Origin of the sequence: Parasalinivibrio latis (assembly GCF_036825535.1) — a bacterium.
Lineage (GTDB): Bacteria > Pseudomonadota > Gammaproteobacteria > Enterobacterales > Vibrionaceae > Parasalinivibrio > Parasalinivibrio latis.
This window is the reverse complement of record NZ_CP098813.1, coordinates 922922-936261: the sequence shown is the minus strand read 5'-3', so window position 1 is coordinate 936261 and position 13340 is coordinate 922922. Positions and strand designations below refer to the sequence as shown.

General features: G+C 48.9%; 10 protein-coding genes. 6 read left to right on the top strand and 4 right to left on the bottom strand.

What is annotated here, in order from left to right; all coding sequences use genetic code 11:
* Window positions 1–548: 548 nt before the first annotated feature.
* The 5 genes from NF212_RS21195 (at window position 549) to NF212_RS21175 (ending at window position 8050) form a co-directional block, all read left to right on the top strand.
* Window positions 549–1976, top strand: coding sequence for a winged helix-turn-helix domain-containing protein (locus NF212_RS21195; RefSeq protein WP_434360912.1), 1428 nt, complete (start codon window positions 549–551; stop codon window positions 1974–1976).
* Window positions 1977–2705: 729 nt separating this feature from the next.
* On the top strand, window positions 2706–4343 hold the full coding sequence (locus NF212_RS21190) for an MFS transporter (protein ID WP_434360911.1): 1638 nt from the start codon (window positions 2706–2708) through the stop codon (window positions 4341–4343).
* Window positions 4344–4363: 20 nt separating this feature from the next.
* The gene (locus NF212_RS21185; protein WP_434362951.1) at window positions 4364–6109 is read left to right on the top strand and encodes an amidohydrolase; all 1746 of its coding nucleotides are present in this window, start codon (window positions 4364–4366) and stop codon (window positions 6107–6109) included.
* A 38-nt stretch (window positions 6110–6147) separates the two neighbouring features.
* Window positions 6148–7389 (top strand): MFS transporter, encoded by a 1242-nt coding sequence (locus NF212_RS21180; protein WP_434362949.1) that lies wholly within the window; start codon window positions 6148–6150, stop codon window positions 7387–7389.
* On the top strand, window positions 7376–8050 hold the full coding sequence (locus NF212_RS21175) for a hypothetical protein (RefSeq protein ID WP_434362947.1): 675 nt from the start codon (window positions 7376–7378) through the stop codon (window positions 8048–8050). Before NF212_RS21180 ends, NF212_RS21175 begins: the two co-directional genes overlap by 14 nt.
* Before the next feature lie 343 nt (window positions 8051–8393).
* On the opposite strand, the gene NF212_RS21170 is transcribed toward NF212_RS21175, so the two are convergent.
* Window positions 8394–9425 (bottom strand): trypsin-like serine protease, encoded by a 1032-nt coding sequence (locus NF212_RS21170; protein WP_434362945.1) that lies wholly within the window; start codon window positions 9423–9425, stop codon window positions 8394–8396.
* A 422-nt stretch (window positions 9426–9847) separates the two neighbouring features.
* Here NF212_RS21170 and NF212_RS21165 point away from each other — a divergent pair, with 422 nt between their 5' ends.
* Entirely contained in the window at window positions 9848–10813 is a 966-nt protein-coding gene (locus NF212_RS21165; protein WP_434362943.1) for a transposase, read from the top strand.
* Window positions 10814–10999: 186 nt separating this feature from the next.
* Here NF212_RS21165 and NF212_RS21160 read toward each other — a convergent pair whose 3' ends face one another.
* The 3 genes from NF212_RS21160 to NF212_RS21150 are packed head-to-tail and all read right to left on the bottom strand — an operon-like array spanning window position 11000 to window position 13296.
* Window positions 11000–11203 (bottom strand): hypothetical protein, encoded by a 204-nt coding sequence (locus NF212_RS21160; RefSeq protein WP_434362942.1) that lies wholly within the window; start codon window positions 11201–11203, stop codon window positions 11000–11002.
* 22 nt (window positions 11204–11225) lie between these two features.
* Window positions 11226–12491 (bottom strand): serine hydrolase domain-containing protein, encoded by a 1266-nt coding sequence (locus NF212_RS21155; protein ID WP_434362941.1) that lies wholly within the window; start codon window positions 12489–12491, stop codon window positions 11226–11228.
* A gap of 31 nt (window positions 12492–12522) precedes the next feature.
* The gene (locus tag NF212_RS21150) at window positions 12523–13296 is read right to left on the bottom strand and encodes a hypothetical protein (RefSeq protein WP_434362940.1); all 774 of its coding nucleotides are present in this window, start codon (window positions 13294–13296) and stop codon (window positions 12523–12525) included.
* Window positions 13297–13340: the final 44 nt, after the last annotated feature.

Genomic DNA, 13340 nt, shown 5'->3' with positions numbered 1-13340 from the left:
TCTTTCCTGACCGCTATTGCTCTTCCCGACAGAGGTAGGTGCTTGCATCATTTCCTCGCTCCGGGTTCACCAGCAGATCGGTGGTTTTGGAACCGACTTCAACTTGTGCGAAGACTGTGACTACGTAACCGCATTTTGCGATTCACAATGCCTCCCCTGACCTTCAACTTCGACCCGCCACGCCACGCCTTCAGCAAGAAGGCATAGTTCACAATGGGCTGGCATTCCAGCAGGCCAATGGAAAGTTCTTATGACCTACCCTGTTCCAGCACAGGAAAAGGACGAAGAGCATGATTACTCAACAGACGGTGGGGTTATTGTGATATCGGAGAAGGTGGCAATGTAAGGTTTCACTGAGTTATCAGGTTGTTAACTCCCTTGCGGCGGTAACAGGCCTATTTACTTTGGCTTTTCGCGGGTGTGGAAATGCCAACCCCTCCGAAGTCTCAAAACCCAAATGCCAATACTGATATTGAGCACAAAGTTACACTTTGATTATTGATTAGCCAATCACCTCGCAGCATAAATCAAAGCAAAAAGGCCAACCAATGCAACGTGCTGAATATTGTTTAAACAATGTGAAATTTTCGCCTGCGCTCCGAACGCTCGCAACCGGGGATTCCTCCGCGCAACTGGATCCCAAAGTCGCTGATCTGCTGCTTTTTCTTATTGAGCAATATCCCGAAGTTTTAAGCCGTGACGAAATCCTCGATGCGCTCTGGCAAGGACAGGACGTAAGCGATCACGTTGTAACCCAAACCATCAGTGAACTGCGAAAGGCACTTGAGAAGGTACAACCCGATGCCAAGCATTGGGTAAAAACCATTTCAAAACGAGGTTATTGCCTTGCCGTAAATCCTGAAGCGTCGGTAGAAACCCAGGAAAACAAGGGATTGCCAGACCAACAGGTTGAAAACCGCCAGCCTCCACTTCCTGCGGGCAGTACCTTTGCCAGAAAGGCGGTCGGCATTTTCACCGCCCTGGCCTTATTAATCATAACCGCAGTTACGGTTAACCATTTCCACACGCAAAAAACAGAGCCTTCAGCGGTTGCACAGGTGCTTTACCCTGAGCGCGTGTCATTTTTGGTATTTGAATCTGTGCCAAGCTTGGATTTTATGGCTTTCGGGCTGAGTGATTTTCTGAATTACCGCATCAACACGGCAAGTGACCTGCACTCCACGCTGGTGTTTAACCCGAAAAGCGAACTGCTCACCAGTACAGGAACCATCGTCAAAGGCAAAATTCTCAAAGACGGCGATGTCACGCAGGTGGAAGTCGTGATGCACAACAATATAAAAAATGAGGAATTTTTCAGGAAGATTTACCCGCTTTCCAACGAGAATCTTGTTGATACCCAAGAGCTGATTATCCGGGATATCCTGCCGGCGATGAATGAGCAACCGACACCAGAGGCACTTGCCATCGCCAGAGATCGTTACCCATCCTCCTATTCAGAAACAGCCTGGATGCATCAGGCACACTATGCTCTGAACCAGTCTGATCCTGAATCCCTTTCAAAATCGGTCGCACTCTACAGTCAGGTACTGCAACAACATCCGGGTCTGGAAATTGCGGTAGCAGAGCAATTGATAGCTATCAAACTGCTGCGGGATATGGGTGACCATCGGTTCAGCCTCGAAGACCTGATTGCCAAAAACAACCACCTGACTGAGGTCAAATCGGATATACCGCCGCCGGTGCTTCATGAAGCCAAGGCAATATTCCATTTCAACATCAACGATCTGAGTATCGCCCAGTTTCATCTAAACCAAGCAACGGATACCCGGGAATCCTGGCTCAGTAATGTGATTGCCGGAAAAATCCACGAAAGCAAAGGCCACAATTTCAAAGCCGGGCAATCCTATGCCAAGGCCTATTCCATGAAGCCGGATCAGGGCACGTTAATCGCCGTTGAAAACCTGCTGTTCAAAACGGATATCAGTGAAATGCTGAACATCGCTCCAAAAAGTTAATCACTTTATACCCAAACCACCTCAAGGTGCGTCATTCAGAGTGATTTCAGTGCGTTCAATTCAAGGAAAATACCTGAAGGAATGGCTGTTCCCTTTCAAAGGTATTTGACACAGAAGTGGACGCACTGAAACCCTCCCGAAGGGCAAGTTTGATTGGCTCTCATTCTGCGTTGCTGTTTTTTGATTTAGAGCCACTAGATCGTCAAAACAGCGCCTTGACTGACAGCCAATCAACTCTCGCTGAAAACTGCATCTTGAGGTGGCTTGGGTATAATCCTCTTTAGTGGCGGCTGTGGCACTGCAGTCGCCCTTCCTTTTTTTATATTCCGATTACTTTTCCTTCTCCTTCAACACTGATGCTTTCCCCGCATCTGCATCGTCCCTCAACCGCCGGTTGTGTTTAAGCACAAGCTGTTAAATCACGTTTCATACCCTCCAATTTGCCTCTCCAGCCAATATCAAAGCTTCTGCACAAAAAGCTAAACCACGCATTCAGGAAAACCAAAACACCTTGATAATTAAGGGAATATATTTTCATGAGGTTTCCATTAGGGTTTGAAATCCCTCTCTGAAAAATATTTTTCCGCCAATACCAAACCCTTAGGACTTCCCTTCGCCATTGCGGTTTATTGGGCACCAGGGACGGGCGTCAGCCTCGGTGCTCCGGCTGCCCCGCCCAGCTCTCAATCCACTGTTTATTCATCTTCGTCACTGTATAGGAATGGCGTTATGGAAAGCTCCCAAAACAAAAATGCAATGATGTGGCTTCCGCTCATTGTTGTCTGTATCGCCCAGGTAGGTACCTCAGGCGACAACTCTGTGCTCTCGATGTCCACCAATGAATTTATTACCAAGCTCGGTGCCTCTATGGACCAGGTGCAGCTCGCGAATATCGTGTACAGCCTGTTGGCCGGTGCATTAATGGTATTCGGCGGTATGCTGGGTATTGCAAAAGGCTTCAAGCGCGTCTTTATGGCGGGTGCGGCATTGTGTGCAGCTGGTGAGGCACTGGCTGTAATCTCCCCTAACATGGATATCCTGATTTGGGGTGCCCGTTCCCTGACCGGTTTCGGTGCTGCCCTGATGATCCCTTCGGTCCTCGGTATCATTGTCTCTCTTTATGAAGGGAAGGAACGCGCAGTCGCATTCGGCGGTGTTGGCGCGGCAACCGGTTTTGCGGCCGTAATCATGCCTATCGGTGCGGGTCTTATCATGGATTTGTCCGGTTATCAGGCTGCGTTCTCGACCATGTCTGTCTGGTTTATCGCGGTATTTATTGCTGCGTGGAAAATCATCCCGGATATCAAACCTGCCCAGATGCGAGTTGACTACGTCGGTACCGCGCTGGCGTCGCTCGGCCTGCTGGCTTTCATTATTGGCTGTTCAAAGATCAGTGTCTGGGGCCTGGTTGAGCCAATGGAAGCGCCAATGACGGTATTTGGCATGTCACCGGCCCTGCCACTGGCTATCCTCGGTGTAGTCATCATGGCTGCCACTATGATTGTAGAAAAAGGCATTGAAGCAAAACACGGTGCCGCACTGATTCCGCAGTCTTTTATCCGCACCCGCCAGGTTCGCAATGGCCTTTACGTTACCGGCCTTATCTTCGCCGTTTTCGGTGCCGCTTTCTTCGTCACACTCTCTTGGATCATGGTTGTTGCCGGTAAAGGCGGCATAGAGACCGGCCTTTCGATGTCAGTGATGGCTATCCCTATGATTGTGCTGTCACTGGGCATTCCAAAGAAAGCCAGCCACCTGTCCCCCCGCATGGTTGTTCTTGTTTCAACCGGCATGGTTATCGCGGGTACCGTTCTGATGCTGAACTCCCTGCAACCTGATGGTTTTGAAGCTGTACAGATGTACCTCGGCCTTGCGCTGCTGGGTGCCGGCCAGGGTGGCTATGCGTCCCAGTCAGCAATGATTGTTGCGTCTGCCCTCAACCCTCGTGATGCAGCACAATCCGGCGGCATCCAGTGCTCTACCCGCAACGTGTGGCAGGCTGCCGGTGTTGCCATTATCGGTGCCGTCTTGCTGTTCAGTTCCACCGCTATCTTCAAGAGCCAGATTGAAAACAGCAACGTTTCCACTGTCGTGAAGGAATATGTCGCACAGACCCCGGTCCACGGCTTTATGGCTAACAACGCCATGACCGAAAAACTCCAGAAAATCGGCGCATCTGCCGAGGATGTTGAAAAAGCACTCACCATCTACAAAGCCACCCGAATTGAGTCTGCCCAATGGGCGTTCTGGTCACTGGTGCTCTTCGTCGCACTCCACATTCCGGGCTTCATGGGCATTCCAACCCAAGGCTGGACGACCAAAACCCCGACTAAAAAACCTGAAACCCCTGAACCCTCAAAAGCGTGATTCGTGAAGGAATAAAGAACATGAAAATGAACAATATCGCGTTTCGAATGATTGACATGGCTGCCCCTGTAACTGTCTTCATTGCCAAGAAAGTCATCACCATGAACCCGGACACTCCATTTGCAGAGTGTGTAGCAACCCAAAACGGCAACATTGTGGCAGTCGGCGATACAGACACCGTTGTGAAAGCACTGGAAACCCGTCATTGCACCATCGAGATCAATGACCAGTTCCGCGAAAACTACCTGTACCCCGGCTTTTCCGAGCACCACATGCACCCGCACATCATGGGCGCTTACCTGCGTGACTCTTACTACGTGGGCTATGTAAACCGAAAGGCTGCCGATGGCTCCGTATTACCGGGTATCCAGTCAGTTGATGCATTGATTGCACGCCTCAAGGAACTGGTTGAACAGGATCGCGAGCGCCTCGAATCTTCCGAAACCCAATGGCTGAACTGCTGGGGCTTTGACCCACTGCTGCTGAACAACGCTGACGTGACACGCGATGTGCTGGATAACGTCACTACCGACTTCCCGATTTGCCTCGGTCACGCATCGGGACACGTTATTAACGTGAACTCCCGCGCTCTGGTGCTTTGCGGCTATGACGACCTTCCGGAAGACCCGAACCTGTTCCGTTACGAAGACGGCCGCCTGAGCGGTACTATCGCAGAGCCTGCAATGATGCAGCCAGCGTTTGCCAAAGGCGCATCCAAGATGGATTTCTCACTGGAAGGCATGCTGGGTGCCGGTGAAATCGCGACCAAGGTTGCCCGTATCAACGGCTGTACCTCCATCACAGACAAAGGCACCAACTTCCCACTTACCCCAGGTAACGTTGCGGCTGAAGCGTGGATCCAGGGCGCGGAACAGGGCCGCCTGCACACCAGAGTGAACATGGAACCGTGGTTCTCTACCGTTGACCGTTGGGAATACAAAGGCAAGACCGGTTGGGAAGCAATCGAAACCCTGCGCAATGAACACAACCCACGCCTGAGCGTCGGCAACTACAAAATGCTGGCAGACGGCTCCATCCAGGGCTTTACCGCACACCTGCTGCCCGACCAGCCGTATGTCACACCGGGCAAGCCAAACGGCCACCTGCTGATGAATGCACAGGCTCTTGCTGAACAAATCGCCATTGGTGAAAGCCACGGCATGTCCTGTTCCATCCATACCAACGGTAACGGCGCAACAGAAGCGGCACTGGAAGCCATTGAGTCGGTACGCGCCAACAACCCGGACCTAGGTTTCCGCCACTCTCTGGAACACTGCCAGCTGGCAACAGAGAACCAGTTTTACCGTATGGCGAAACTGGGTGTAACACCGAACCTGTTCACCAACCACATCTACTTCTGGGGTGATGTGCACTGCAAGTTCACCGTCGGCCCGCACGGTGTCCGCCGGATGGATGCCTGTCGCAGCGCCACCAATCACGGCCTGAAGCATGGCGTGCACTCCGATGACATGGTGACAGAAGTGTCCCCATTGTTCTCAGCATGGTGTGCGGTAAACCGCCGCTCGCTGACCGGTGTGGTATACGGTGAAGACCAGTGCCTGACAGTCGACGAAGCGATGCGAGTAATTACTTACAACCACGCATGGCTGGCGCACCAGGACGATGTGCGCGGCACGATCGAAATTGGAAAGTGGGCGGACTTTACCGTTCTGGAAGAAGAAGCCACAGAAGAGATTCGTGAACGCCTGAAGGATATCCGCATCGTGGGCACCGTTATCGGTGGCAGCGATATCATGGTCAACTGACGGAGAGAGGCGGGCGCAAGCCTGCCCCTTATTTGACTATGCAAAACTTTACCGACGTAAAAAACAGTATCGAACCCTGGTACCTGTTGATGGTGGTGTTAGGTGCACTCAACGTAGCGTTTAACATCATGCTGATTCCGCAACATATAGCTGACACCTATCCCAACGGGAATGCCCTTATCGGGGTGATCATGGCAGCCTGGACAGCCGGGCCGTTGATGAGCCCGTTCCTGTCGAAGTTTATCCGCCTCACGGATGGGCCACAGTACAACGTAGCCAAGCTTTTCCTGCTCAATGCCCTTTTGGCTTTTACCGTTCCGTACTGCACCCACCTTGCCCTGTTGTTCCTGAACCTGTTCCTGCAGGGGCTGATCTACGCCAGTGTCTATTCCATCCTGAACCTGCTGATTGTGAAACGCTTTCAGGAAAACCAATGGCACAGCCGGACAAGCATGCTGATTGCAGCCTTTATCATCGGTGAAGTCATCGGTTTTGCACTCGCCGGACTGATGGCAGATCCCATCCGGGGTGTTTCCCTTGGCGGGGTAGGTTTACTGGTTACCAGCATTTTCTGCCTGCGCATCCTGCCGGAATACCAAGCCGGTGACGACAGCACAAGCCAGAGCCAGGGGCGGGTTGCAGGTCAGACAAAAGCACTGCTCCTCTCACCATTCGGCCTGATGGTTCTGGGGTGGGCATTGCTTTGTTTCTCTGCACAAATCCTGTTCCTGCCATTCCCGGTACTGATGGAAGAGGTATTCCTGCTGCCCCCGGTTCAATCAAGCATGGTCATCAGTATTGCCGGTCTTGTCGCTTTGGGTTTCTATCCCTTTATCGGCACCCTTACCACCCGGTTTGGCGCTGACAGCGTTTTAATAGGCGCCTCGACCATTAAGTTCCTCGTCTTTATCGTTTTTTCGTACTGCGCCCTGAACATGGGTAACGCACTTATTCCGGTCGTCATGCTGATGATTGCCGTAAACCGCTGGACCTGGCCTTTTATGATGACAGGCTCCCAGATACAGGCATCTACCCTGAGCAAAGGCCGCGGAAATACCCTGGCACTGACTCTGTTTATGGCCTTCTCCGGTGCCGGGAATATGCTCGCCGGCTTTGCCAACTCCTATGTCACCGCAAGGCTTGGCATCGAATACGTTCCAATGTTTGCCGCAGGTGCTTGCCTGCTCGGCATCCTCTGCGTATTGGGCAGCAAATTCTGCCCGTTTTACTTACCTACACCTCCGCTACCTTCCCAAGGAATAATCAATGAAAAAGGATGACTGGCTGATTCTCAGCATCATTACCGTGTTTATTGCCGCTGTTTACCTCACACCGGGGTTGGGCACACTATTTGCCAGCCTTACCACCGAACACGCTTACATTATGTCCGGCCTGAAATTCGCCCTGCTCGCCACCTTCGGCGAGGTGCTGGGCAAACGTGTATCTTCAGGAAACTGGAACATTGATGGTTTCGGCGTACTGCCAAAAATGGCGGTCTGGTTCCTGCTTGGTGCTGTTATCAAAGCCGGGTTTGTTGTCTTTGCCACCGGTATGCCAATCGTAGTGAAAACACTGGGCTTGCCTGCCAACGCGATACTGGACGCTTTTGCTATCAGCCTCGGCCTGAACCTGATTTTCGCCCCGATGTTTATGACCATGCATAAAATCACCGATATGCATATCGCAGATTGTGGAGGTCAAATGCGTGCACTGGTCACCCCAATAGATATGGCGGCCAAATTCTCCCAAATTGACTGGCAGAAGCAGTACGGATTTGTATTTAAAAAGACCATCCCCTTCTTCTGGATCCCGGCACATACGGTGACGTTCTTACTGCCGGAAACCTTCCAGGTCATCTTTGCAGCCATGCTGGGTGTGGTACTGGGCGTGATATTAAGCGTGGCATCTTCACCCAAAATGGTGGTACAGCAGGCTGGGTAATACTGATTGCTTAATAAGGGAAAAGCCGGCGGGAAGAATGTCGGCTTTTTTGTGGGTAGATACTTACACTATCTACTTACAGCACTTATACCCATGAAGTATACTGGTGTTTCTAGTGATGCCAATTCTATCTAATAATAAATTAGAAAATATTTAACATGTTAATTGTCACATTCATTTAAACCTGTTCTAAGAAATTTATTCCGTAACATCGATATCTCAGTGTAAGGTAATTTTAGATAGGTTATGACTTTCTCCCCTAAACAGCTTAATTCATCCAACCCCGCTGAAGTAGTTGTCTTAGCTAAATGGAGGCGTACGGATTTCATATTGACTACCCCACTCAATAGTTATACTTGCGTAATGCGATAGCCAACAAAGTCGCAAGTAGTCCGAACCCTATTGAACCACCACCAGAACCACCTGAAGGAATTTGTCCCACATTCCCGTCGCCACCTGGAGGAATTGAATCTTCATCTGAGTTGAATTCAATAAAATTATTTTGGTCAAGATGTAGCTTTCCATATTTTCCGGAGCTTCTTATTCGATATGTACAGATTTCAAAAGGACTAATATAATTCGAAGAAATGCAAGAACTTCCTGCAACATCAATTGTAACATCACCAGAAACAAAGGATTGATCTATGACTGAATTTGCAAAAAGGCTCTGCACTTGAACATCGAATGTACCATTTAGTTCGATGTCAGTGGGATAATTCCAGTTGTTGATGTGCTGTTGAATGAAACCTTGTAAATAGGAGAGGCTTGAACCATTCATGACCCCGGCACCATTTGAAGCACGGTGAATTGCATAGAGCAAACCATCCTCCCCCCAATACCCTGAACCACTATCTCCAGCTTGTGTTGTGCCTTGCCCTATGTCCAGAACTCGAATTAATCCATCCATATTTGGATCAAACCAGTCAGTTTCAGTTATTGCTTGCGTCAATATTCCGCTACCAAATCCATTTATCTTCACTGTTGTAGCAGTGGTGGTTAGCGTTGAATCGGCAATAAGAGCCGTGCTGTTTACTTTTAAAGGTACCGGTAGTTCCCAAATCGCAAAGTCTAATGGGGAATTAGCTTGCGTATCATCAAAGATATACTGATTCCGAACCACAGAAATTTGGTTATTATATCCGGTAATTGCTCTATTCTCACCAGACGTATTGCTATTATCAGTTCCGTAATTATCCGAGCAATGGCCAGCTGTTAAGATATATTTACCGCTTACCAGTTGCCCGGTGCAATTAGAACCGCTTATTACTTGAATCATGTATTGATGGTCTGAATGATTTACCTGGTTTCCATTCTCAACAGCGTTAGTACCAAAAGTCAAAAACCAACATATCAGCACTGGTATAGTGTTTTTCATTTCATTATCTCCATATAAATCTCAGAATTAATTTATACTTATATTTTCTATGTTAAGGCCTATTCCAATTCAAAAAAGAAATCCATATTGAGATATCCGTCGTGTAATTCTGTCCATTTGGAGTCACTTGTCCTTTTGATGTAACACACGAGTGAAACTTCACACTCTTATCTTGCATCGTGTTTCACAAATCTAGTCTAAACTGCACCAATTTCAGAAAAGCGATTTGCGTTTTGAGTAACGTAAGAACTAATGGTAAGAACTAATGGGATAGAGAACTAATGGGACACACACCCTAAGAAATTGACTGCTCAATCAATTTCACACTCTATTGCTATAGCTCGGACAATTTCGAAGACACCTTTGTTGCCTTAAATTAATGCGTTAGGGTGAAGGCATTGCTTTCATGAATGCATGCTACCATGACCGTTGCCCGTAAATATCAGATTAGTCTTGAAGCCACACCTTACTATCACTGCGTTTCTCGTTGTGTCCGACGAGCTTTTCTGTGCGGAACGGATGAATATACGGGCAAAAGTTATGAACACCGGAAAGCATGGATAGAAAACAGAATTCACCAGCTTTCCACTGCTTTCGCCATCAATATCTGTGCCTATGCGGTGATGAGTAATCATTACCATCTGGTTTGTCATGTAGATAAAACCAAAGCTTTGAGTTGGAGCCGGGAAGAAGTCATTGAACGTTGGCGCGCTTGCCATAAAACTCTTCCTGTGATGGTTGAGCGTTTCCTAAGTGGTGAGGCCCTGGGTGAAGCACAGATGATGCTGGTTGATGAGACGGTCGAGAGCTGGCGGAAACGGCTCTACAGCCTCAGCGAGTTTATGAAATCCCTTAACGGTGATATCGCTAAACAAGCCAATCAAGAGGACAAATGTACCGGCCACTTTTGGGAAGGACGATTTAAAAGCCAGGCGCTTCTTGATGAAAAGGCGTTAGCGGCTGCCATGACATATGTGGATTTAAACCCAGTCAGAGCAGGCGTTGCCAAAACACCCGAAACATCACCGCACACCTCAGTCAAACAGCGTATTCAGGCTCTTAAGGAAAATCAGCAACAGCCATCCTGCCTGCATCCATTTATTGGAAATCCGGGGAATCAACTGAAAGACGGTATTCCTTTCAAGTTACTTGACTACCTTGAGCTTGTGGACTGGACAAGCCGTCAATGGCGGGATGACAAAGCCTCGGTGTCTTTAGCACTCCCCGGCCTTTTGGTACGAGTAGGTCTGGATGCAGAGGAATGGCTCGAAGTGACAGCGACACTAGAGCGGCAGGACAGTCAGCTCGTTGGCTCACCATTGGCTATTTCCGAAGCGCTTCCATCCCTTAATCGAAAACGTATTCGCGGTCGAAGACTCGCAGCATAACCACCTGAAATCACCTTAACTCTATAACTGCCATATTTGGCGATTGCCGTGTGCCTGAAATTTGCTGAAACCTACGGGCAAGGCAAAGATTTGCAACAATTCCATCAGGTTGTTTTAAAGGGGGCAGCATTGGGGCTATACATATTGTCATTTATGACTCTGTAACTTTGTAAGGTGTGTGTCCTATTAAGTCACTATTAAGTCGCTGATCAGCCGGTCGAGTGATTCGTTGATTTGCTGTAGCTGACGGATATTGCCCTGGGTGGTGCTGGCATTGACTTTGACGTTTTCCACTACATCCTGCATCGCATCCATGTTCTGGGTCATGCCGTTGATGGAGGAGGGAAGCACATACCACAAATCACTTGAAAACAGTCTGATGAGTCGCATCAGACTGTTTTTATCTCTTCACCTATTTGGCAAGGTGTTCACTTATGGCCTTAAACGCACTGATCATATCGATGTCATAGGCAGCCTGAGAAGGGAGCTGAGGTGATGCAAAGCGGACAATCACAATATTTTCAGTCGGATTCACATACACATACTGAGAGTACATCCCTTTACCCATGAAGGCACCGTCGTCATCATTCAGCAGCCAGAAGTAACTGGAATACGCACCACCCGGAATACGTTTTCCGTACTTGGAGTCAGCAAATTTCCCGGCTTCCCCTGTGGTAATTTGGTTAAACACGTCTTCACTGAAAATTTGCTTGCCGTTAAATGTACCCTGATTAGCCATTAGCTGACCAAATTTAGCGGCATCTCGGGTAGAGATATTGATTCCACCTGTCGCCCAAGCGAAGGTGTTGGTATCCACCATCATAAACGCACGATCCTGCGCACCCAGATCTCGCCAAAACAAGTCGGAAAGCGTATCTTCCAAACGTTGGTTTGTAACACTGCTTAGCACCCAGCCCATCACATCCGTCAGAGGTGCGTTATACATAAATGTCGCACCGTGCGGCCTTTCTTGCTCAATCTTAGGCAAAATGCCGTACACACCGTTTGATTTCTGTCCCATCGGCCATGTCCCGGCCGCGTTACCGTATTGACGCGCAAACGAAGTTTCATCTCTCAGGGCATCAGGGCTCTCATCCCACGCAGTACCCGCAGTCATATCCAGAACCTGCTGAATCGTCGCACTACCAATGCCAGTTCCTTTCAGTGCCTCCACGTAGAATTCAACAGGTTTATCACGCTCAATCTTGCCTTGTTCGATTAACATTTCGGCGGCAAGCCCTGTGAATGATTTCGAAAGCGACGCAATCCAATGGGTACTCTCCGGTGTCATCCCGTTCCAGTACTGCTCCTGTACTATTTTCCCATCTTGCAACACCATAAACGAATCGGTGTTGTGGCTGTTAAGCAAAGCAGCAACCGTTGACTCTGAACCATCAGAGAGCGTAATTGGAAGCGTTGTTACGTCCTTTGCTACACCGCGTGGCAGCTCGGTTGCCCCTTCTGAAATTAGTTCTGCCGTTGGCAATATCTTGGAAACATTCTGAAAGCTCCAGCGGTTAAAGGGATACGCCACCCAGTTTTGCGCCGTGACTTGCTTTTCAGCAGCGACAGGGATCCCCTGCATAATGCCAAGGTCTTGCCAGGTTTGTTGTTCACCCGCGAAGCTTGCTGTCGAGTAAAGTAACGACATTCCCATCAAAATGGTTGTTTTTTTCATATTAAGACCTTTCATTTTCACCACCACCTGCTCAGAAATACCACTTGATGCCGATCTCAGCCTTTAATTCGGCGGGCTTGTCCAACGAAGCACCGTTTGGCAGGGTAATATCCGATTTGTTGTATTCGAACTTTGACACAAGCCATTGAGAATAATTGGTTTTCATCGGTGCATGTAAAACAACATTCAAAGATTTGGACTCAAGTTCAACTACATCACCTGAAACATTGAAATATTCAGGCCATGCCAACACAAATGCCCCGTTATCTCCGAGTGGAGTGGTCATAAAAAGATTGGCCAAATAACCATCTGCGCTCTCACCAAACACATCTCCTACGGTGTAGGCAATATTGGGAAACAGCTGAAACCCCGGTGTGAAACGATCATCAATTTTTGCAACTGCTCCGGCCGACAGCAGCAAAGTATCATCCAGACCCGTGTTTTTTTGATGAACCAAATCTAATGAGAAACCTGCGCGCGGGACCACGTCATTTTCAAACTGATGCACCTGAAAGTACTGGCCACGTCCGCCCAGGTAGTCGACTCCCAGCTTATTTTCTTTATCCGCATTGCCCACTACGCCTTCCACAAAGCCGGCAAACTGCGTTGTTGGGCTCCACTGCCCAGAGAACATGCCTGAAACGCGAACATCTGCATCCGATGTCAGAAACACAGCGGCTTGTGGATTGATTTTCGTCACGTCCTGTAAATCATCCGGATTAATCCCGCCAGCATTATCTGCCAACACATTGAATGAAAGTGAAAAAGTTGAAAGCACAATCAGGCTTTTAGGGAATCTTTTCATCACGGCTACCTATACGTTAATAATATCGACGGCACCCATCATAT